22 protein-coding genes and 1 other RNA gene are annotated in these 19646 nt (G+C 62.2%); 13 read left to right on the plus strand and 10 right to left on the minus strand.

The annotated features are described in order from the left end of the window. Nucleotides 1-10 precede the first annotated feature (10 nt). Genes ubiH through VMP31_RS02725 form a run of 3 tightly spaced genes read right to left on the minus strand, consistent with a single transcriptional unit; the run spans nucleotide 11 to nucleotide 3137 of the window. Nucleotides 11-1195: a 2-octaprenyl-6-methoxyphenyl hydroxylase gene (gene ubiH, locus VMP31_RS02715; RefSeq protein ID WP_325503808.1), complete on the minus strand. Its 1185-nt coding sequence runs from the start codon at nucleotides 1193-1195 to the stop codon at nucleotides 11-13. 3 nt (nucleotides 1196-1198) lie between these two features. Next, on the minus strand, nucleotides 1199-2533 hold the full coding sequence (gene pepP / locus VMP31_RS02720) for a Xaa-Pro aminopeptidase (protein ID WP_325503810.1): 1335 nt from the start codon (nucleotides 2531-2533) through the stop codon (nucleotides 1199-1201). A gap of 49 nt (nucleotides 2534-2582) precedes the next feature. Continuing rightward, a complete protein-coding gene (locus VMP31_RS02725) occupies nucleotides 2583-3137 on the minus strand; it encodes a YecA family protein (RefSeq protein WP_325503811.1) in 555 nt (184 codons plus the stop codon). A 149-nt stretch (nucleotides 3138-3286) separates the two neighbouring features. Here VMP31_RS02725 and VMP31_RS02730 point away from each other — a divergent pair, with 149 nt between their 5' ends. The 6 genes from VMP31_RS02730 (at nucleotide 3287) to VMP31_RS02755 (ending at nucleotide 6574) form a co-directional block, all read left to right on the plus strand. Beyond that, nucleotides 3287-4414, plus strand: coding sequence for a DNA cytosine methyltransferase (locus VMP31_RS02730; RefSeq protein WP_325503813.1), 1128 nt, complete (start codon nucleotides 3287-3289; stop codon nucleotides 4412-4414). Then, entirely contained in the window at nucleotides 4411-5142 is a 732-nt protein-coding gene (locus VMP31_RS02735) for a GIY-YIG nuclease family protein (RefSeq protein ID WP_325503815.1), read from the plus strand. Before VMP31_RS02730 ends, VMP31_RS02735 begins: the two co-directional genes overlap by 4 nt. A 56-nt stretch (nucleotides 5143-5198) precedes the next feature. Then, nucleotides 5199-5405, plus strand: a complete 207-nt coding sequence (locus VMP31_RS02740; protein WP_325503817.1) for a TIGR02449 family protein — start codon at nucleotides 5199-5201, stop codon at nucleotides 5403-5405. Further along, nucleotides 5405-5719, plus strand: a complete 315-nt coding sequence (locus VMP31_RS02745) for a cell division protein ZapA (RefSeq protein WP_325503818.1) — start codon at nucleotides 5405-5407, stop codon at nucleotides 5717-5719. Before VMP31_RS02740 ends, VMP31_RS02745 begins: the two co-directional genes overlap by 1 nt. 30 nt (nucleotides 5720-5749) lie before the next feature. After that, nucleotides 5750-5928: non-coding RNA, 6S RNA (gene ssrS, locus VMP31_RS02750), on the plus strand. A 49-nt stretch (nucleotides 5929-5977) separates the two neighbouring features. Then, a complete protein-coding gene (locus VMP31_RS02755) occupies nucleotides 5978-6574 on the plus strand; it encodes a 5-formyltetrahydrofolate cyclo-ligase (protein WP_325503820.1) in 597 nt (198 codons plus the stop codon). Between the two features lie 41 nt (nucleotides 6575-6615). On the opposite strand, the gene VMP31_RS02760 is transcribed toward VMP31_RS02755, so the two are convergent. Continuing rightward, on the minus strand, nucleotides 6616-6750 hold the full coding sequence (locus VMP31_RS02760) for a hypothetical protein (protein WP_325503822.1): 135 nt from the start codon (nucleotides 6748-6750) through the stop codon (nucleotides 6616-6618). Nucleotides 6751-6908: 158 nt separating this feature from the next. Between VMP31_RS02760 and VMP31_RS02765 the strand changes: the two genes are divergently transcribed. Further along, nucleotides 6909-7358, plus strand: a complete 450-nt coding sequence (locus VMP31_RS02765; protein ID WP_325503824.1) for an EVE domain-containing protein — start codon at nucleotides 6909-6911, stop codon at nucleotides 7356-7358. 44 nt (nucleotides 7359-7402) lie between these two features. Further along, a complete protein-coding gene (locus VMP31_RS02770; RefSeq protein WP_325503826.1) occupies nucleotides 7403-9256 on the plus strand; it encodes a diguanylate cyclase in 1854 nt (617 codons plus the stop codon). Here the strand turns inward: VMP31_RS02770 and VMP31_RS02775 are convergent. After that, on the minus strand, nucleotides 9246-9656 hold the full coding sequence (locus VMP31_RS02775; protein ID WP_325503828.1) for a flagellar basal body-associated FliL family protein: 411 nt from the start codon (nucleotides 9654-9656) through the stop codon (nucleotides 9246-9248). The genes VMP31_RS02770 and VMP31_RS02775 overlap by 11 nt on opposite strands. A gap of 168 nt (nucleotides 9657-9824) precedes the next feature. Here VMP31_RS02775 and VMP31_RS02780 point away from each other — a divergent pair, with 168 nt between their 5' ends. Beyond that, nucleotides 9825-10802 carry an NADPH:quinone oxidoreductase family protein gene (locus VMP31_RS02780; RefSeq protein ID WP_325503830.1) on the plus strand — a complete coding sequence of 326 codons (978 nt, stop codon included), beginning with the start codon at nucleotides 9825-9827 and terminating at the stop codon, nucleotides 10800-10802. A 105-nt stretch (nucleotides 10803-10907) separates the two neighbouring features. Here VMP31_RS02780 and VMP31_RS02785 read toward each other — a convergent pair whose 3' ends face one another. The 5 genes from VMP31_RS02785 to VMP31_RS02805 form a co-directional block, all read right to left on the minus strand. Beyond that, entirely contained in the window at nucleotides 10908-11876 is a 969-nt protein-coding gene (locus VMP31_RS02785) for a CDP-6-deoxy-delta-3,4-glucoseen reductase (protein WP_325503832.1), read from the minus strand. Next, entirely contained in the window at nucleotides 11876-13342 is a 1467-nt protein-coding gene (gene ubiD, locus VMP31_RS02790; protein ID WP_325503834.1) for a 4-hydroxy-3-polyprenylbenzoate decarboxylase, read from the minus strand. The genes VMP31_RS02785 and ubiD overlap by 1 nt, the downstream gene beginning before the upstream one ends. A gap of 295 nt (nucleotides 13343-13637) precedes the next feature. Then, nucleotides 13638-14897 carry a transcription termination factor Rho gene (gene rho, locus VMP31_RS02795; protein WP_325503836.1) on the minus strand — a complete coding sequence of 420 codons (1260 nt, stop codon included), beginning with the start codon at nucleotides 14895-14897 and terminating at the stop codon, nucleotides 13638-13640. 340 nt (nucleotides 14898-15237) lie between these two features. Next, a complete protein-coding gene (trxA, locus tag VMP31_RS02800; protein WP_079203790.1) occupies nucleotides 15238-15564 on the minus strand; it encodes a thioredoxin TrxA in 327 nt (108 codons plus the stop codon). A gap of 129 nt (nucleotides 15565-15693) precedes the next feature. Beyond that, on the minus strand, nucleotides 15694-16401 hold the full coding sequence (locus tag VMP31_RS02805) for a FadR/GntR family transcriptional regulator (RefSeq protein WP_325503838.1): 708 nt from the start codon (nucleotides 16399-16401) through the stop codon (nucleotides 15694-15696). A 284-nt stretch (nucleotides 16402-16685) separates the two neighbouring features. On the opposite strand from VMP31_RS02805, the gene VMP31_RS02810 reads away from it, so the two are divergent. From VMP31_RS02810 to VMP31_RS02825, 4 genes are read left to right on the plus strand one after another with little or no spacing between them, the layout of a single operon-like run. Next, nucleotides 16686-17471, plus strand: a complete 786-nt coding sequence (locus tag VMP31_RS02810; RefSeq protein ID WP_325503840.1) for a transporter substrate-binding domain-containing protein — start codon at nucleotides 16686-16688, stop codon at nucleotides 17469-17471. Between the two features lie 27 nt (nucleotides 17472-17498). Continuing rightward, a complete protein-coding gene (locus VMP31_RS02815) occupies nucleotides 17499-18164 on the plus strand; it encodes an amino acid ABC transporter permease (protein ID WP_325503842.1) in 666 nt (221 codons plus the stop codon). Further along, on the plus strand, nucleotides 18161-18811 hold the full coding sequence (locus tag VMP31_RS02820; protein ID WP_325504005.1) for an amino acid ABC transporter permease: 651 nt from the start codon (nucleotides 18161-18163) through the stop codon (nucleotides 18809-18811). The genes VMP31_RS02815 and VMP31_RS02820 overlap by 4 nt, the downstream gene beginning before the upstream one ends. Then, on the plus strand, nucleotides 18798-19529 hold the full coding sequence (locus VMP31_RS02825; RefSeq protein ID WP_325503844.1) for an amino acid ABC transporter ATP-binding protein: 732 nt from the start codon (nucleotides 18798-18800) through the stop codon (nucleotides 19527-19529). Before VMP31_RS02820 ends, VMP31_RS02825 begins: the two co-directional genes overlap by 14 nt. Nucleotides 19530-19646 lie beyond the last annotated feature (117 nt).

Raw genomic sequence — 19646 nt, forward strand, 5'->3', positions numbered from 1 at the left:
TGCCTGGCTGCTACTGCGGCCGGGTGCCCAGGCCCATGGCCTGGCGGGCAAACCAGCGTTTCGCCGGGGGTAGCAGATCCAGGCCAAGCAGGCCGAGATTGCGCCCAGCGGCCAACAGCGGCTGGCCGGTGCTGAACAAGCGGGTGACCTGGTCGGAAAAACCCACGGTCAGCTGCTGGTCCATCTGCTGACTATTCAGATAACGCTGCAGGGTCGCTAGATCGCCCAACGGCGCGCTGCTGGCCAACAGGGTTTCCGCCAACACCAGGGTGTCGCGCAGCGACAGGTTGTAGCCCTGGCCGGCAATCGGATGCAGGCTGTGCGCGGCATTGCCGAGTACCACCAGATGCTGACGCACCTGCTCCTTGGCCGCAGTCAGTGCCAGCGGATAGAGATGGCGCGCACCGACCTGACGCAGACTGCCCAGGCGATAACCGAAGGCCTGCTGCAGCTCGGCGAGAAACGCCGCATCGCCCAGCTCAGAAAGCCGTTCGGCTTCCAGGGTGGCGCGGGTCCAGACCAGAGCGCAGCGGTTATCCGCCAGCGGCAGCATGGCCATCGGCCCTTCTTCGGTAAAGCGCTCGAAGGCCAGACCGTTATGCGCCTCTTGCGGGCTGATATTGGCGATCAGCGCGCTCTGTCCATACGGCGTACTACTGACGGCGATACCCAGTTGCTCACGCAACCCAGAACGGCCGCCCTCGGCGAGAATCGCCAGGTTGCATTCAAGCTCGCTGCCATCGTCCAGGCTCAGGCGGTAGCCATCGGCCAGGGCCTGCATACGCGTAACCTGCGCCGGGCTGCGCCAGCTCACCACCTGCTGGTCCAGCGCCTGCCACAGACATTCGCCGAGCCAGGCGTTTTCCACCACATAACCCAGCGCCGGCACGCCTTCTTCCTCGGCGCTGAGGCGCGCGGCGGCGAAACGGCCACGGTCGGAGACATGAATCTGCTTGATCGGTTCGGCGCGCTGGCTGATCTGCTGCCACAGGCCGAGGCGCTGGTAGATCTGCTGCGAACCAAACGACAGCGCAGTGGAGCGCGCATCGTAGCTGGGCTGATAACCGTTGCCCGGGGTGAATGGCTCGATCAGGCAAATGCTCCAGCCGCGCTGCTTGGCCTCGGCCTGCAGGGCCACGGCCAGGCTGGCACCGACCAGGCCGCCACCGATAATCGCAATGTCGACGCGTTGCATGATTTAGGCAGCCACGCTGCGTGCGGCGGCCATCAGCGCTTCGATCTCGGCGACGGTTTTCGGCACGCCGCTGGTGAGAATCTCGCAACCGGTCTTGGTCACCACCACGTCGTCCTCGATGCGCACACCGATGCCGCGCCACTTCTTCGCCACGTCCTGATTGTCCATGGCGATATAGATGCCCGGCTCAACGGTCATGGCCATGCCGACTTCCAGCTCGCGCCATTCGCCGCCGACCTTGTACTCGCCGACATCGTGCACATCCATACCCAGCCAGTGGCCGGCACGGTGCATATAGAAGGGTTTGTAGGCCTCAGTGGCGATCAGCTCGGCGACATCGCCCTGCAACAGGCCAAGCTCAACCAGCCCGGCGGTGATTACCTGCACCGTGGCTTCATGGGCCTGGTTCCAGTGTTTGCCAGGGCCGATTTCCTTGAACGCGGCTTCCTGGGAAGCCAGCACCAGCTCGTAGATGGCCTTCTGTTCGGGGGAGAATTTGCCACTGACCGGGAAGGTGCGGGTGATGTCGCTGGCGTAGCAGTCAATCTCGCAACCGGCGTCGATCAACACCAGGTCGCCGTCTTTCAGCGGCGCGTCGTTCTCGCGGTAATGCAGGATGCAGGCGTTCTTGCCGGCGGCGACGATGCTGCCATAGGCCGGCATCTTCGCCCCGCCCTTGCGGAACTCGTAATCCAGCTCGGCTTCCAGGTGGTACTCGAACAAGCCGGCGCGGCTGGCCTGCATGGCGCGCACGTGGGCGCGGCAGGAGATCTCCGCCGCTTCCTTCATGACTTTGACTTCGGCCGCCGACTTGTACAGGCGCAGGTCGTGCAGCAGGTGTTCGAGGGTGATGAATTCGTTGGGCGGCGAGGCCCCCTGGCGCGCCTTGGAGCGGATCACGTTGATCCACTCCATCAGTTGGCGGTCGAACTCATGGTGGGTGCCCATGGAGGAATAGACCCGGTCGCGGCCCTCGATCAACCCCGGCAGGATGTCGTCGATATCACCAATCGGGAAAGCATCATCGGCACCGTACTGGCTGATCGCACCATCCTGGCCGGCGCGCAGACCGTCCCACATTTCCCGCAGCGGATCGCGCTCGCGGCAGAACAATACGTACTCGCCATGCTCGCGCCCGGGAATCAGCGCAATTACCGCCTCCGGCTCGGGAAAGCCGGAGAGGTACTGGAAGTCGCTGTCCTGGCGGTAGATATGCTCGACATCGCGGTTGCGGATATACACCGGCGCAGCCGGCAGAATCGCGATGCTGTTGGGTTCCATCTGCGCCATCAGCGCCTTGCGCCGACGGGCGTATTCCGACTTGGGGATGCTGATCATGGGCAGATAGGGTCCACTTCCAGTTACATGAAAAGAGCTGACATAAAAATCAATGCAGCGAAGGTTTTACCGCCGGCGCTTCGGGCTTGGCGCACTCGCTAAACAGCAGCAGCGGCGCAACGCGCAGGTACTCCATCACTTCCATGTAATCGCTCTCGCCGTCCTCGGACTCTTCCAGGGCGTTCTGCACCTGGGCAATGGCCGACAGGTCCTGCAGCACTTCCATGGCCTCGGCGCTCAGGGCCTTGTCGCGCACGGTCAGACCGAAGCCGCCGAGAAAGCCCTGACACCATTGTCCCAGCGCCACGGCGCGTTCGCCAAGCGGCGCATCGTCGCTGGGCAACAGCAGCACCACGGTGACATCGTTGCTCGACAGCTCGTTCTTGACCATTTCCTGCAGACCGATCAAGGCCTGGCGCACGGTGTCTTCGGCGGCGGTACCGAGCAGCTCGGCGGCATCGATCAGCCAGGGCTCGATATCAAAACCGGCACCGGCACAACTGCGACCGAGCAACAGGCCATGCAACTCGGCCGGGGAAACGGAATGGCCGCTGCTGGTGAGCAGGGCGGCGAAAGCGGCGTACGGAGAGTTCGAAGTTGGCATAGATAACTAGGCGCAAAGCTGCGCAATCACTAGAATGGAGGCCTTGTATCCTAGCACCGGCAAGCGCGCCAAGACTATTCAAGGTGCTCGACGGATCCGCCCCAGCCCACCGCGTTCCGACCTCAGTCTGTGCACAAGGTAAGCGTCACATGCCGTTTTTCTATGAATTCTTTGCCGGTGGCGGCATGGCCCGCGCAGGCCTTGGCGAAGAATGGACCTGCAGCTTTGCCAACGACTTTTCCGCCAAGAAGGCCGAGTCCTATGTCGCCAACTGGGGCGGCGAGCATCTGCGGGTCGACGATATCAATGCCCTGAGCGGCCACGACCTGCCCGGCCACGCGGATCTGGCCTGGGCCTCGTTCCCTTGCCAGGACCTATCCCTGGCGGGCAACGGTGCCGGCTTGCGCGGTCAGCGCTCGGGCTCGTTCTGGGGCTTTATGCGCCTGATTCGCGAATTGGCGCAGGGCGGGCGCAAGCCGGGCATGATCGTTATCGAGAACGTCTACGGCACCCTGACCTCCCACGAAGGCAAGGACTTCGAAGCCATTGCCGCCGCCATTGCCGATGCAGGCTATGTGTTCGGTGCCCTGGTGATCGACGCGGTGCAGTTCGTGCCGCAATCGCGGCCACGGCTGTTTATCCTCTGCGTCGACCAGGCCCTGCAGCTCCCCGCCGAACTGATCGGCCAGCGCCCTTCGCCGGCCTGGCACCCGGAAAAGCTGATCGCCTGCCATAACAACCTGGCAAAGAAGGTCCAACAGCAATGGCGCTGGTGGAAACTGGCCGAACCGGCCACGCCCATGCACACCCTGGACGACATTATCGAGGCCGAGCCCAGCGGCGTGAGCTGGCATAGCGAGGCGCAGACGCAACGGCTGCTGGCGCTGATGAGCCCACTGAACCGACAGAAGGTGCTGGCCGCCCAGCAGCTCGGCAGGCTGCAGGTGGGCACCATCTACAAGCGCACACGCAATAACCTGCAGCGCGCCGAAGTGCGCTTCGACGGTATCGCCGGCTGCCTGCGCACCCCTTCCGGCGGCTCCAGCCGGCAGACCATCATGATCGTTCACGGCCAGTCGATTCGCTCGCGGCTGATTTCCCCCCGCGAGGCCGCACGGCTGATGGGCCTGGCCGACAGCTATCGGCTGCCCACCAACTACAACGACGCCTATCGCCTGCTGGGGGACGGCGTCGTGGTGGCGGTGGTGGCGCACCTCAACCAGCACCTGCTGCTGCCCCTGCAACGCGCCCAGCAGCAACTGCGGGAGGCTCTGTGAGCCTGCACGAACAGCTGACCATGGTGATCCAGGACGTCCCCGCGGCCTCCATGTCCACCAACGAGCTGCCCCTGGAGACCCGGGAGCTGCGCCGCCTGCTGGACGACTTTCTCAACCAGGAAGTGATCAACCCACTGACCCAGAGGCCGCTCAAGCTCGGCAACTACAAGTGGGGCGTGTATGCCTTTTATGATTACGACAATGAACCTATCTATGTCGGCCAGACCAAAGAGTCGATCCGCACGCGCATCAAAAGGCACCTGACCAACCAGCGCACCGATGCGGTGGCCATGAGCGTGCTCGACCCGTTCGAGGTCTATAAGATAGTCGTCTACCCCATGCCGCATCTGGAGTCATGCGCCCCAGGCGATGCCCAGGCCAAGGCTCAGCTCGATGCCCTTGAACACCTGATCTACAGCCAGGCCATCGGCGCATCGAAATTTTGCGCCATTCTCAATGAAAAGGAGCCGCCCATCCCGCGAGTCGAGATCAGCGCACCCCAGGCCTACAGCGGCACCATTGTTTCGGCCGCCGTGCGCAACATCCGCGAACACCCCGACATCCGCATTGCTCGCCGCACCCAGACACTCTCGCGGCTGGCGCTTATCATCAGCCAGCGCCGCGTACAGAAAGGCCTGCGCAAGGTTTTACATGTGCAGGCATTACGACTTGAATGGTTGGCTAGAAAACGCTTCAACAGCGCCTCCGACACTGTCGAAGACGACTGAAAGACGCTATTTTTCGCTTCTCAGTCCCGCTCATTTACCCACGAGTAGAAGATTCCATGGAAGATGCCGACCTGCATGCCCTTACGACCAAGCTGGACTTGCTGATCCAGCGTGTCGAGCAGCTCAAGGCCCACAACCGCGCTCTCCTGGCAAATGAAAAGGCTTGGCGCGAGGAACGCGCCCATCTTATTGAAAAGAACGAAATGGCCCGGCATAAGGTCGAATCCATGATTTCGCGCCTGAAAGCCCTGGAGCAGGATTAATGACTCAGTCGAATACGGTTACCGTCCAGATCCTGGACAAAGAATATTGCATCGCCTGCCCGAGCGATGAACGCAGCAATCTGGAGAGCGCCGCGCGTTACCTAGACGGCAAGATGCGTGAGATTCGCTCGAGCGGCAAAGTCATCGGAGCCGACCGCGTCGCGGTCATGGCCGCCCTGAACATCACCCACGACCTGTTACACAAACAGCAACACCTTGACCAACAGGCCAGCGCCAACAGCGAGCAGGTGCGCAGCCTGCTCAGCCGGGTCGATCACGCCCTCGACAGCGACGCGGATGAACGCGGCAGCTGATTCGCCGACGCTTTCGGGTATACTGGCCACCGCTCCCTGGAGTGTGCGCCAGTTGGTGATGTCCCTGAGCCGATACGCACAAACCCGGAGGTTGCATGTTGAGGCCGGTGTGCATGTCCGCCTGACGGAAAGCCTTAACGCCTCCTGCACCCTCCACCTTGAACTTTCGGGTTCAAGGGCTAAACCGACAGCGGCACGTCGGGGAGTCACTCTTTCCAGCCCGTTGCCCCTCCGCGGTAACGGCCAGCGCCAGCAACCATGATCGAATCCAGCGCTCTCAGCCGTGCGCAACTGCGTCGCCAGTTGCGCCAGCAGCGGCGCGCGCTCGGTCGCCAGGCCCAACGCCAGGCCGCCCGCGGCCTGTACCGGCAGCTGGCGCAGCATCCGCTGTTCCGCCGCGCCCGGCATATTGCCCTGTACCTGCCCAATGACGGCGAGATCGACCCCCGCCCCCTGCTGCGCGCCGCCCAGCGCTGCGGCAAGGCGACCTACCTGCCGGTACTCAGTCCCTGGTCGCAGAGCAAGATGGTGTTTCAACGCATCACTGCGGGCGAGGCGCTACGACCCAACCGCTTCGGCATTGCCGAACCGCGACGCAACCGCGCACGGCAACGCAAGATCTGGGCGCTGGATCTGATTCTGCTGCCTTTGGTCGGCTTCGATCGCCACGGCGGACGCCTGGGCATGGGCGGCGGATTCTATGACCGCAGCCTGGCCTACCGGAAAATGCGCAAAAATTGGCACAAACCGACGCTACTCGGCCTGGCTCACGAATGTCAGCAGGTGGATCGACTGGCGCTGGCCAGCTGGGATGTGCCGCTGCAAGCGACAGTGACGGACAAAGCCTGGTACTGAAAAGGTGCATGGTGCCGCACTCCTTGCGGCACTCGGCTGACTCAACCGGCGGCGTGCTGAATGACTGGCACGTCCGGCTGGCGCTCCCATAGACTCTGGGTATAACCCGTTGTTACCACGCCCAGGCTGAACAGAATCACCAATACCCACAACACATCTGGTTTACGTTTTTTCATGGAATGCCTCCCCCTTGCAGGCATGATCCCACAGTGGACCCGTGGCGTTTATTCTTATTGACCCCGCGGCGGCCTGACAGCCAGGCCGGTACAGACACTGCCTGAGTCGCGCCGACCGGGTCGGCCCGTTTAAGGACTGGCATACAGGAGCAAAGTTCATGCCTTATTGGTTGATGAAGTCGGAGCCCGACGAACTCTCGATCCACGACCTGCAGCGTCTGGGGCAAACCCGCTGGGACGGGGTGCGCAATTACCAGGCGCGCAACTTTATCCGCAGCATGCAAACGGACGACCTGTTCTTCTTCTATCACTCCAGTTGCCCGCAGCCAGGTATCGCCGGCATCGCCCGGATTGTCTCAGCGCACTACCCCGACCCCACGGCGCTAGAGCCAGAGAGCCACTACTTCGATGCCAAGGCCAGCACCGCCAAGAACCCCTGGAGCGCCCTCGATGTGGCCTTTGTCGAGGCCTTCCGGCAGGTTATCCCGCTGGCGCAACTGAAAGCGCAGAGTGCCCTGCTGGAGCTACCACTGGTACAGAAAGGCAGCCGCCTGTCGGTGATGCCCGTCAGCAGCCAGGAGTGGGCGGCAATCCTGGCTATGCGCTGAAATAGCACTGTGCTATTAGGTAGAGGAACCTTTTGGGGCTATCTATGTCACAGCGCTCTCTCTCGCCCTGGCCAGCCCACCTCGCGCTTGCAGCCCTGCTGCTGACGCTATGCCTGGCCAGCCTGCTGGTCTGGCAGCAACTGCTGAGCGCGCAACAGCAGCGTATTGCCGAGCGCGTGAGTTATCAGGCCCACAGCCTGGCCCGCCAGCTGGAAGCCAGCCTGATCTATCAGGTCGACGACCTGCAGCGCCTGGCGCAGGCATGGAACCATCGCGGCCGCATCCCCAGGGATGAGTGGACCCTCGACAGCCAGTTTTCCCTCAACCACTTCAAGGGCTATCAGGCCATCCAGTGGCTGGGCAGCGATCTCGCCATGCGCTGGATCGAACCCCTGCAAGGCAACGAAGCCGCCCAGCAATTCCGCCTGACCCCGGCCCACCCCAACTTCAACCTGGCGATGCAGGCCAAGGCCAGCGGCGCACCGCGCTTCTCCAACAGCTTCGCTCTGGTCCAGGGTGGCCGCGGTTTTATCCTCTACACCCCGCTGTATATCGCCAATGCGCAACAGCAACCGGTCTTCGACGGTTTTCTGCAAGGCGTGTTTCGCGTCGAACAACTGATGGACGAGCTGCTCAGCAGCCTCGACAACGGCGACTTCAGCGCCTCCCTGCTGGAGGGCGGACAACCCATTTACCGTCGTACCCCCGGCCCGACAGTAGAAGCCCTGCAGCAGGTGGTGGCGTTGCAGCTGCTGAATAACAGCAACTTCGCGCTGCGCCTCAAGCCCAGCGAACACCTGGTACAGCGCCTGAGCACGCCATTGCCCGAGTTCGTCCTCGGTGCCAGCCTGATTATCAGCCTGCTGCTGGTCGCCGCCCTCGCCCTGGCCCTGGAAAATGCCCGCCGCGCCCACGCCCTGCACAACAGCAATCGCCAGCTGAACGAACAGGTCAGCCAGCGCGAACAGATTGAGCGAGTGCTGCGTGACAGCCGGGAACGCCTGCAACTGGTGCTCGACCTGACCGACTCCAGCCGCGACGGCCTGTTTATCATCGACCCGCAGACCCGCGACATCCTGCATATGAACCAAGCCATGTACAGCAGCCTGGGCTATAGCGCCGAGACCTTCAGCCAGCTGCTCAAGGAAGACCCTGAGCAGCTGCTGCCGGGCTTTCACCAGTGGCTGGAAGGCGTGCGCCAGGCGCAACAGGACAAGCTGTCACAGATATTCCAAAGGCAGATGCGCCGCCGCGATGGCAGCCTGCAGGCCGCCGAAATCAGCGCCCAGCTAATGGTCCTCAATGGCCATGAATACCTGATCGGGGTTTCCCGCGATAACAACGAACGCCTGCAGATCGAGGCGCAACTGCAGCGCCTGTCGCAACAGGACGGCCTGACCGGCCTGTATAACCGCCGTTACTTCGATAACCGCCTGGCCAGCGAGTGGCGGCGCATGCGCCGGCATAACGCTTCGCTGACCCTGCTGATGCTGGATATCGACTACTTCAAGGCCTATAACGACCAACTCGGCCACCTGGCCGGTGACGATGTCCTGCAGCAGGTCGCCGAACTGCTGCAGCGCTGCATGCAGCGCGAGGACGATGCCGCCTGTCGCTATGGCGGCGAAGAATTCGCCATCATCCTGGCCAACGCCGGCCTGCACAGCGGGGCCCTGGTGGCCGCCCGGGTGCACCAGCAGCTGGCTGAACTGGACATTCCCCACCCAGGCAGCCCACTCGGGCGGATAACCCTGAGCATTGGCCTGGCCTGTATCGAGCCGAGCCAAGACAACCAACCCTATATGCTGATCGCTCAGAGCGACCAGGCGCTCTACCAGGCCAAACATCAGGGCCGCAATTGCACCTGCGAATGGCAGCAGGTACGGGCTACTGAATAATCAGGTTATTGAACAGCAGGTCCTCCACCAGCGGCTTGCCCTCTTCCGCGGTGAGCACATCCTGAACCTGCTTGAGCGCCTGCTGACGCAGCAACTCCTTGGAATCAGCCGCCGCCATGCTGGCCTCGGTCTGCTCCGAAAACAGCATCACCAACTGATTGCGGATCAGCGGATCGTGGTGCTTGACCGCAGTCTCGGCCTCGACACTGGCGACCCGCAGGGAAATATCCGCCTTGAAGAACTTGAGCTTCGGCCCCGTGCCGAAATTGCCCACCAGGGCCGGGAACAGGGAGACATAGGCCACTACAGGGACCGCCTCCTCCGCAGTTTTTTCGTCCTCCTCGGCCTGCGCCAACAGCGGCAGGGACAGGGCCATCAGCAATGCGATCCAGACTTTCACGGTGTATTCCTCAAGGGGCCGGTACGGCTAGCAGCCCCTAGCATAGCCACAGCGGCGGCCAGGCCCAAGCCCTATGCTTATGCAAGGCCATCAGGAGCAGGCATGCTCGTTGACCGCGACCTGTGCCCCCCTACACTGCAACCCCATCAACCCGAGAGGAATCGCCCGATGAAAGCCGTGCTGTGCAAAGCCTTCGGCCCCGCCGAAACCCTGGTACTGGAAGAAGTCGCCAGCCCCGAAGCGAAGAAGAACGAAGTGCTCCTGCAAGTCCATGCGGCCGGGGTCAACTTTCCCGACACCCTGATCATCGAAGGCAAATACCAGTTCAAGCCGCCCTTCCCGTTCTCTCCGGGTGGCGAAGCAGCCGGCGTGGTCAGCGCGGTGGGCGAAAAAGTCAGCCACCTGAAAGTCGGCGACCGGGTCATGGCCCTGACCGGCTGGGGCAGCTTTGCCGAAGAAGTGGCGGTACCCGGCTATAACGTCATGCCGATCCCGGCGAGCATGGATTTTGCCAGCGCTGCCGCCTTCGGTATGACCTACGGCACCTCGATGCACGCCCTCAAGCAGCGCGCCAATCTGCAACCGGGTGAAACCCTGCTGGTGCTCGGCGCATCCGGCGGTGTCGGCCTGGCGGCGGTGGAAATCGGCAAGGCCATGGGTGCCAGGGTGATCGCCGCAGCGAGCAGCGCCGAAAAGCTGGAAGTGGCCCGGGCGGCCGGTGCCGACGAGCTGATCAACTACAGCGAAGGCAGCCTCAAGGACGAAGTCAAACGCCTGACCGGCGGCCAGGGCGCGGACGTGATCTACGACCCGGTGGGTGGCGACCTGTTCGATGCCGCTATCCGCTGCATCGCCTGGAACGGCCGCCTGCTGGTGGTGGGCTTCGCCAGCGGACGCATCCCCGAGCTGCCGGTCAACCTCGCCCTGCTCAAGGGCGCGGCAGTGGTCGGCGTATTCTGGGGCTCCTTCGCCCAGCGCCAGCCCCAGGACAACGCCAGCAATTTCCAGCAGCTGTTCGCCTGGCATGCCGAAGGCAAGCTCAAGCCCCTGGTGTCGCAGACCTTCCCACTGGAACAGGCCGGCGCAGCCATCGACACCCTGGGCCAGCGCAAGGCCGTGGGCAAGGTGGTGGTGCAGGTGCGGTAAATGTAGGGTGGATGACGCCTTATTCATCCACCACTCACGCCCAAATTGGTGGATCGGTGAAGCGTGATCCACCCTACGAAGCCGCCCCAGAGCGGCTTCTTTCATTCAGCCACGCGGCGCGTAAGCAAACACATCGGCGCGCATCTGATGGGCGTCCATGCCGGCGTCCACCAGCGCATCCAGGGTCGCGTAGACCATGGCCGGCGAGCCGCTGGCGTACAGGTGCAGCGCCTTGAGGTCGGCGAAGTCTTCGCGCACGGCTTCGTGCAGCAGGCCGCAGCGGCCTTGCCAACCGCACGGGTCGCTGACCACCTGATGCAGAAACAGATTGGGTACCTGCTGCCACTGCGCCCAGTGCTCCAGCGCGTAGAAATCCTCCGGGCGGCGAGCGCCCCAGTACAGATGCACCGGATGGCTAAAGCCAGCAGCGCGACAGTGCTCGATCAGGCTGTGCATCTGCGCCATGCCGGTACCGGCCGCGATCAGCACCAGCGGGCCATCCGGCAGCTCGGCCAGGTGGGTATCGCCGAAGGGCATTTTCACCCGCGCCAGGCCCTGGCTGCGCAGCTGTGCGATGAGCTTCACGGTGCCTTCGTCACGGGCCAGGATATGCAGCTCCAGCTCACGCCCACAGTGGGGTGCCGAGGCCAGGGAGAAAGCGGCGTAATCGTCATCCTCGCGCCGTAGCAATAAATACTGGCCAGCGTGGTAGCGCGGCACCTTGCCGGCCGGGGCGTTGAGGCGCAGGCGGAACACATCACCGCCCAGCTCATCGCACGCAACAACCTGGCAGGCCAACTCGCGCACCGGCAGCTCGCCGGGGGCCAGCACGCCGTCCCAGTGCAGCACACAGTCTTCCAGCGGCTCGGCCAGGCAGGTGAACAGTTCACCATGGTCCAGCGTGCTCGCGCCCTGCTGCACGCGGCCCTCCACCAGCAGCGCCGCACAGATATGGCAGTTGCCATTGCGACAGCTCTGCGGGCAGTCATAACCCAGACGTCGTGCGGCATCGAGGATGCGCTCGCCGGCCTGTACTTCCAGCACAGCACCCGAAGGATTCAGGGTGACTTTCATCAATCGATTCCCAACTCAGACCACAGCGCATCGACGCGCTGCTTGACCGCCTCATCCTGAACGATAGCCCGGCCCCACTCGCGGGTGGTTTCGCCCGGCCATTTATGGGTGGCGTCCAGGCCCATCTTCGAGCCCAGGCCGGAGATCGGCGAGGCAAAGTCGAGGTAGTCGATCGGCGTGTTGTCGATCAGCACCGTGTCGCGCTTGGGGTCCATGCGCGTGGTAATCGCCCAGATCACGTCGTTCCAGTCCCGTGCGTTGATGTCGTCGTCGGTGACGATAACGAACTTGGTGTACATAAACTGTCGCAAAAACGACCAGACACCGAGCATTACCCGCTTGGCGTGGCCGGGGTACTGCTTCTTGATGGTCACCACCGCCAAGCGGTAGGAGCAACCTTCCGGCGGCAGATAGAAGTCAGTGATCTCCGGAAACTGCTTCTGCAGGATCGGCACGAAGACTTCATTGAGCGCCACACCGAGAATCGCCGGCTCATCCGGCGGACGGCCGGTATAGGTGCTGTGATAGATCGGTTTTTGCCGACGGGTGATGCGCTCGACGGTAAACACCGGGAAGGTATCGACCTCGTTGTAGTAGCCGGTGTGGTCGCCGTACGGACCTTCCGGTGCGGTCTCGCCCGGATGAATCACCCCTTCGAGGACGATTTCAGCACTGGCCGGCACCTGCAGGTCGCTGCCACGGGCTTTGATCAGCTCGGTGCGATGACCGCGTAATAGGCCGGCAAAAGCATATTCGGAGAGGCTATCGGGCACCGGAGTGACCGCGCCGAGAATGGTCGCAGGGTCGGCACCGAGGGCGACGCACACCGGGTAGGGACGATCCGGATACTTCTGGCACCACTCACGGAAATCCAGGGCACCGCCGCGGTGGCTGAGCCAGCGCATGATCAGCTTGTTGCGGCCGATCACCTGCTGGCGATAGATACCGAGGTTCTGCCGCTCCTTGTTCGGGCCCTTGGTAATGGTCAGGCCCCAGGTAATCAGCGGACCGACATCGCCTGGCCAGCAGGTCTGCACCGGCAGTTTGCTCAGGTCGACGTCGTCGCCTTCCTCGATCACTTCCTGACACGGCGCGTCTTTCAGCACCTTGGGGGCCATGGCCAGCACCTTGCGGAAAATCGGCAGCTTGTTCCAGGCGTCTTTCAGGCCTTTCGGCGGCTCCGGCTCTTTCAGGAACGCCAGCAGCTTGCCGATTTCGCGCAGCTCGCTGACTTCTTCCGCGCCCATCCCTAAGGCCACGCGCTTGGGCGTGCCGAACAAGTTGCCGAGCACCGGCATATCGAAGCCCGTGGGGTTCTCGAACAGCAGCGCCGGCCCGCCCTTACGCAGGGTGCGGTCACAGACTTCGGTCATTTCCAGCACAGGGGAAACCGGCACCTGGATGCGCTTGAGTTCGCCGCGCTGTTCCAGACCGCGGATAAAGTCGCGCAGGTCGCGATACTGCATGTTCGAGCCTCGTGTCGAGCGGGCCAAATAAGGGCGCAAAGTTTAGCGCCGAACTCGGTCTTTCAGAAGGGAAAGCCAATACCCTGGAACACAAAAGCCGGGCTTAGCCAATGCCGTGGACTTAATAAAAATGCCGCTTCCCCTTACCAGGGAAGCGGCATTCTTTGCACCTGAAGCCGTAGGATGGGTGATAACCCATCATTGGCCGATGGGTTATCACCCATCCTACGTGCTTTTGTACATGAGCATTCTGAGTCTGTTTTTAACGCAGCATCACCGAGCGCAGTAGATCCTCTTACTTACGCTTCATCGACATAAAGAACTCTTCGTTGGTCTTGGTCGCTTTCAGCTTGTCGATGAGGAACTCGATGGCGGCAATTTCGTCCATCGGGTGCAGCAGCTTGCGCAGAATCCACATGCGCTGCAACTCGTCTTCGGCGGTCAGCAACTCTTCGCGGCGGGTGCCGGAGCGGTTGATGTTGATCGCGGGGAACACGCGCTTCTCGGCGATACGACGATCCAGGGGCAGCTCCATGTTGCCGGTACCCTTGAATTCTTCGTAGATCACTTCGTCCATCTTCGAGCCGGTTTCCACCAGCGCGGTGGCGATGATGGTCAGCGAACCGCCTTCCTCGATGTTACGCGCGGCACCGAAAAAGCGCTTTGGCTTCTCCAGGGCGTGGGCGTCGACACCACCGGTGAGTACCTTGCCGGAGCTCGGGATCACGGTGTTGTAGGCACGCGCCAGACGGGTGATGGAGTCGAGCAGAATGACCACGTCCTTCTTGTGCTCGACCAGGCGCTTAGCCTTTTCGATGACCATTTCGGCAACCTGCACGTGGCGGGTCGGCGGTTCGTCGAAGGTCGATGCAACCACTTCGCCGCGCACGGTGCGCTGCATTTCGGTCACTTCTTCCGGGCGCTCGTCGATCAGCAGAACGATCAGGTGGCACTCGGGGTTGTTGCGGGTGATGTTGGCCGCAATGTTCTGCAGCATGATGGTCTTACCGGCTTTCGGCGGTGCGACGATCAGGCCGCGCTGGCCCTTGCCGATCGGCGCGCAGAGGTCGATAACGCGGCCGGTGATGTCTTCGGTGGAGCCGTTACCGGCTTCCATGACCAGACGCTTGGTGGGGAACAGCGGCGTCAGGTTTTCGAACAGAATCTTGTTCTTGGCGTTTTCCGGGCGGTCATAGTTGATGGTGTCAACTTTGAGCAGGGCAAAATAGCGCTCGCCTTCTTTCGGCGGGCGGATCTTGCCGACAATGGTGTCGCCGGTACGCAGGTTGAAGCGGCGGATCTGGCTCGGCGAGACGTAGATGTCATCGGGGCCAGCGAGGTACGAGGCATCCGCGGAGCGGAGAAAGCCGAAACCGTCCTGGAGAATCTCCAGCACGCCATCACCGGAGATTTCCTCACCGCTTTTAGCGTGTTTTTTCAACAGGGAGAAAATCACGTCCTGCTTGCGCGAACGGGCCATGTTTTCCAGGCCCATCTGTTCGGCGATTTCCAGCAGTTCGGTGATCGGCTTTTGCTTGAGTTCGGTCAGATTCATAGGGAATGACGTAATCATGAAGGAGGGGGAAATAAGCTATTCAGCTTGGGAAGCCGTGCCGCTATAAAGGCGATTGGATCGCTAGCGTGCTTCGAAGGTATTCGCGTAGGAATGCGTCGACGACGGCTTGCAGGGGGCGGCATAGGAAATGCAGCGAGGCCGAATGTAACACCGGTTTTAGCGGCACGTCCAGCCCCTAGGGCGAAAGTCGCGCAGCGACGCCTTCTGATGACCTTCTCCCTCTGGGAGAAGGTGGCGCGAAGCGCCGGATGAGGGAGGCGCTTCGCGCCGGGCAGAAAAAAGCCCCGCTATTTGCAGGGCTTATTCAACAGCACAGTCGTTAGATATTGCTGTCGAGGAAGGCCGCCAGCTGCGACTTCGACAGCGCGCCGACCTTGGTGGCTTCGACATTGCCGTTCTTGAACAGCATCAGGGTCGGGATGCCACGCACGCCGTACTTGGGCGGGGTGTCCTGGTTTTCGTCGATGTTCAGCTTGCAGACTTTCAGCTTGCCCTGGTAGGTCTGGGCAATCTCATCGAGTACGGGGGCAATCATCTTGCACGGACCGCACCACTCAGCCCAGTAGTCGACCAGCACCGGACCCTCGGCCTGAATGACGTCCTGGTCGAAACTGGCGTCGCTGACATTGGTGATGAATTCGCTCATGGAAGTCTCCGTGTTCGGAAGCAAAAGATGGTCGACATCATAGCCCGGCTTTCCCGGCACAGGAAGGCGGGCGCAATTGAGCTTCTCTATGGCCTCGCAAAAGAGGCTCGCAAAGAATTTACCTCGCAGCTAGTCGCCGAGGGTGACAAAAGCGATGCCGGTGCGCAGGGCAGCCGCGCGGATATGCTGCTGCATGGCCTTCTGCGCCGGCCCCGAGGCGTGCCGGCCCAGGGCCTTGAGGATCTTGCGGTGCTCCTGCCAGGTCTCCATTGCGCGCTCCGGGCGGATAAACGGTAGTTTCTGACTTTCCAGAAAAATATCCGCACTGGAGGTGACGATGCCGCACATGGCCTGGTTGCCACTGGCCAGCAGGATGCGCCGATGAAAGTCGAAATCCAGGCGTGAAGCGCCCTCGAAATCACCGCCGCGCAGGGCCAGGCGCATCTGCTCGACATTGTCCTGCAGCGCATCCAGCTCTGCCGCAGTCAGGGTGGCTGCCGCTAGACCACAGGCAAAACCTTCCAGAGCGAAGCGCAATTGAAAGGTATCCGCCGCCGACACCTGCTCGGCGAAGGGCCAGGAGAAGCCCGTCGGGGCCGTGGCCTGGGCGGAGGTGGCCTGGACGAACACGCCTTTGCCCGGCTGCACGCTGATCATGCCCAGGGCACTCAGGGATGACAGCGCTTCACGCAGGGAGGTGCGGCTGACCCCCAGGCGCTCAGCCAGGTCGCGTTGCGAAGGCAAGGCGTCGCCTGGGCGATAGTCCTCGTCGGCGATCAACTTGCGGATCGCCTGCAGGGCGTATTCGGGGACGGCGCGGGGAGCGGGAGCATGCATAACTGTTCAGGCCAGTCGGTCCAGTAAAGGTGCTCTTTGTACGGCCAGAGCGGCCTTGCAGGCAAGCATTGCGCCATTTTGAAGCCCATTTCACGGCCTTGCACCCGAATGGCGCAGCATCGCAATTGACCAGCGAGTCAGCTTTACAACTGTTCATACCAGTAAGACCTTGTTTTACAAAAGCAATAAGCCTAAGTGCATGAATCAAATGAAATTGGCATGAGCAATGCAATCTGGCAACCAACCAAACCTATCGGTTTTTAATTACCCAACGGGAGCACGCCATGCACAAGATTCAGCGCCACCTACTCAACCTGTTTATCGCCGGCCTGGCCCTGGGTCTGCCCAGCGCCTTCGCCGACGGCCTTAGCGACGTCACCGAGCGCGGCGTGCTGAAAGTCGCCGTACCGCAGGACTTCCCGCCCTTCGGCTCAGTCGGCCCAGACATGCAGCCGCGCGGCCTGGATATCGACACCGCCCAGCTACTGGCCGACCAACTGGCGGTCAAACTGGAACTGACCCCGGTCAACAGCACCAACCGCATCCCCTTCCTTACCACCGGCAAGGTCGACCTGGTGATCTCCAGCCTGGGCAAGAACCCCGAGCGTGAAGCGGTGATCGATTTCTCCGCCGCCTACGCGCCCTTCTACCTCGGCGTATTCGGCCCGGAAGATGCCGCCGTGAGCAGCCTCGCCGATCTGGATGGCAAGACCATCAGCGTGACCCGCGGCTCGATCGAGGATATCGAACTGAGCAAGGTGGCCCCCAAGGGCGCAACGCTCAAGCGCTTCGAGGACAACAACTCGACCATCGCCGCTTACCTTTCCAACCAGGTTGACCTGATCGCCAGCGGCAACGTGGTCATGGTGGCCATCGCCGAGCGCAACCCGAAGCGCGTGCCAGCGATGAAGATCAAGCTGAAAGACTCCCCGGTCTATGTCGGCGTGAACAAGAACGAAACCGCCCTGCTGGAGAAGGTCAACGCCATCCTCAGCGCAGGCAAGGCCGATGGCACCCTCAGCGCCATCAGTGAAAAGTGGCTGCACCAACCCCTGCCGGCTGGCCTGTAACCCCGCACAGCCAGGAGGCGCGTAACGATGGCGTATCAGTTCGACTTCATTCCGGTTCTGCAGAACGTTGACCTGTTGCTGCAAGGCGCATTCTTCACCCTGAGCCTGACCGCCGTCGGCACCCTGCTGGGGGTTGGCCTGGGCATCATCGGTGCGGTGATGCGCGCCTGGCGGATCAAGCCCTTCAACCAGCTGTTTGGCCTGTATGTCGAACTGATCCGCAACACGCCCTTTATCGTTCAGCTGTTCTTTATCTTCTTCGGCCTGCCGGCCCTGGGCGTACGGATGAACGAGTGGGAGGCGGCGGTGCTGGCGATGGTGATCAACCTGGGGGCCTACTCCACCGAGATCATCCGCGCCGGCATTCAAGCCATCCCTGGCGGGCAACTGGAAGCCGCTGCGGCCCTGGCCATGAACCGCATCGAGATCTTCCGCCACGTGGTGCTACGCCCGGCCCTGGCCAAGGTCTGGCCGGCGCTGTCGAGCCAGATCATCATCGTCATGCTCGGCTCGGCGGTGTGTTCGCAGATTTCCACCGAGGAGCTGTCGTTCGCCGCCAACTTTATCCAGTCGCGCAACTTCCGCGCCTTTGAAACCTACCTGGTGACCACCTTGCTCTATCTGGCCATGGCGATTCTGATCCGCCAGCTGCTGGCCTGGGTCGGCCGCCGCTTTGTTGTCGGAGGCCGCTGATGGACTTCACCTTCTGGGACATCCTGCGCAACCTGCTGGTGGGCCTGCAGTGGACCCTGTTGCTGTCGCTGGTGGCCTTCGCCTGCGGCGGCGTAGCCGGATTGCTGCTTCTGCTGGCACGGATTTCACCGCTGCAACCGCTGCGAGTTCTGGCGCGCGGCTATATCGAGCTGTTCCAGGGCACGCCGCTGCTGATGCAGCTGTTTATGGTGTTCTTCGGCATCGCCCTGCTCGGCATCGACGTCTCGCCCTGGCTGGCGGCGGCCTGCGCCCTGACCCTATTCACCAGCGCCTTTCTCGCCGAGATCTGGCGCGGCTGCGTCGAGTCGATCAGCCATGGCCAGTGGGAAGCCGCCGAAAGCCTGGCCATGAGCCGCCTCGAAGTGCTGCGTCACGTGGTGCTGCCGCAGGCCATGCGCATCGCCATCGCGCCCACCGTGGGTTTCTCGGTGCAGGTGGTGAAAGGCACCGCAGTGACCTCGATCATCGGCTTTACCGAACTGACCAAGACCGGCGGCATGCTGGCCAACGCCACTTTCGAACCATTCATGGTCTACGGCCTGGTGGCGCTCGGCTACTTCCTGCTCTGTTACCCCTTGTCGCTTGCCGCATACCGCCTGGAAAGGAGGCTGAATGTCACTGCTTAACGTCACCGCCCTGCACAAGTACTACGGCGACAACCATGTGCTCAAAGGCATCGATCTGAAGGTCGAGGAAGGCGAAGTGGTCGCCATCATCGGCCGCAGCGGTTCGGGCAAGAGCACCCTGCTGCGCACCCTCAACGGCCTGGAATCGATCAACGACGGGGTTATCGAGGTTGATGGCGACTATATCGACGCCGCCCGCGCGGACCTGCGCAGCCTGCGGCAGAAGGTCGGCATGGTGTTTCAGCAGTTCAACCTGTTCCCCCACCTGAGCGTTGGCGAGAACATTATGCTGGCACCCCAGGTGGTGAAGAAGATGGGCCGCGACGACGCGCAACAACTGGCGCGGCAAATGCTCGAACGGGTCGGACTGGGCGAGAAATTCAACGCCTACCCGGAGCGGTTGTCCGGCGGCCAGCAACAGCGGGTGGCGATTGCCCGCGCCCTGGCCATGTCGCCCCGGGTGCTGCTGTGTGACGAGATCACCTCGGCGCTCGACCCGGAGCTGGTCAACGAGGTACTGGCGGTGGTCAAGCAACTGGCCAGCGAGGGCATGACCCTGATTATGGTCACCCACGAAATGCGCTTCGCCCGCGAGGTCGGCGACAAACTGGTGTTTATGCACCAGGGCAAGGTGCATGAGGTCGGCGATCCCAAGCTGCTGTTCGCCGAGCCGCAGACTGCAGAGCTACGCCAGTTTATCGGCTCGGTGAACCTGTAAATCCAGCCTTTTACCCGCCTGATGGCGCGCTCAAGCTAAGCGTGATGCGCCCGCGACGAACGGCCGATATGCGCCTTGAGCAGCAGTCCGCAGCAGAGCGTCGAGGCTTTTTCAGGG

The sequence above is a fragment of the Pseudomonas sp. genome (assembly GCF_035512415.1).
Taxonomy (GTDB): domain Bacteria; phylum Pseudomonadota; class Gammaproteobacteria; order Pseudomonadales; family Pseudomonadaceae; genus Aquipseudomonas.

Bases quoted from the DNA above. Each gene is read 5' to 3' on its own strand.
- ubiH (WP_325503808.1), bottom strand. From the start codon at position 1,195: ATGCAACGCGTCGACATTGCGATTATCGGTGGCGGCCTGGTCGGTGCC.
- pepP (WP_325503810.1), bottom strand. From the start codon at position 2,533: ATGATCAGCATCCCCAAGTCGGAATACGCCCGTCGGCGCAAGGCGCTG.
- VMP31_RS02725 (WP_325503811.1), bottom strand. From the start codon at position 3,137: ATGCCAACTTCGAACTCTCCGTACGCCGCTTTCGCCGCCCTGCTCACC.
- VMP31_RS02730 (WP_325503813.1), top strand. From the start codon at position 3,287: ATGCCGTTTTTCTATGAATTCTTTGCCGGTGGCGGCATGGCCCGCGCA.
- VMP31_RS02740 (WP_325503817.1), top strand. From the start codon at position 5,199: ATGGAAGATGCCGACCTGCATGCCCTTACGACCAAGCTGGACTTGCTG.
- VMP31_RS02745 (WP_325503818.1), top strand. From the start codon at position 5,405: ATGACTCAGTCGAATACGGTTACCGTCCAGATCCTGGACAAAGAATAT.
- VMP31_RS02755 (WP_325503820.1), top strand. From the start codon at position 5,978: ATGATCGAATCCAGCGCTCTCAGCCGTGCGCAACTGCGTCGCCAGTTG.
- VMP31_RS02760 (WP_325503822.1), bottom strand. From the start codon at position 6,750: ATGAAAAAACGTAAACCAGATGTGTTGTGGGTATTGGTGATTCTGTTC.
- VMP31_RS02765 (WP_325503824.1), top strand. From the start codon at position 6,909: ATGCCTTATTGGTTGATGAAGTCGGAGCCCGACGAACTCTCGATCCAC.
- VMP31_RS02770 (WP_325503826.1), top strand. From the start codon at position 7,403: ATGTCACAGCGCTCTCTCTCGCCCTGGCCAGCCCACCTCGCGCTTGCA.
- VMP31_RS02780 (WP_325503830.1), top strand. From the start codon at position 9,825: ATGAAAGCCGTGCTGTGCAAAGCCTTCGGCCCCGCCGAAACCCTGGTA.
- VMP31_RS02785 (WP_325503832.1), bottom strand. From the start codon at position 11,876: ATGAAAGTCACCCTGAATCCTTCGGGTGCTGTGCTGGAAGTACAGGCC.
- ubiD (WP_325503834.1), bottom strand. From the start codon at position 13,342: ATGCAGTATCGCGACCTGCGCGACTTTATCCGCGGTCTGGAACAGCGC.
- rho (WP_325503836.1), bottom strand. From the start codon at position 14,897: ATGAATCTGACCGAACTCAAGCAAAAGCCGATCACCGAACTGCTGGAA.
- trxA (WP_079203790.1), bottom strand. From the start codon at position 15,564: ATGAGCGAATTCATCACCAATGTCAGCGACGCCAGTTTCGACCAGGAC.
- VMP31_RS02805 (WP_325503838.1), bottom strand. From the start codon at position 16,401: ATGCATGCTCCCGCTCCCCGCGCCGTCCCCGAATACGCCCTGCAGGCG.
- VMP31_RS02810 (WP_325503840.1), top strand. From the start codon at position 16,686: ATGCACAAGATTCAGCGCCACCTACTCAACCTGTTTATCGCCGGCCTG.
- VMP31_RS02815 (WP_325503842.1), top strand. From the start codon at position 17,499: ATGGCGTATCAGTTCGACTTCATTCCGGTTCTGCAGAACGTTGACCTG.
- VMP31_RS02825 (WP_325503844.1), top strand. From the start codon at position 18,798: ATGTCACTGCTTAACGTCACCGCCCTGCACAAGTACTACGGCGACAAC.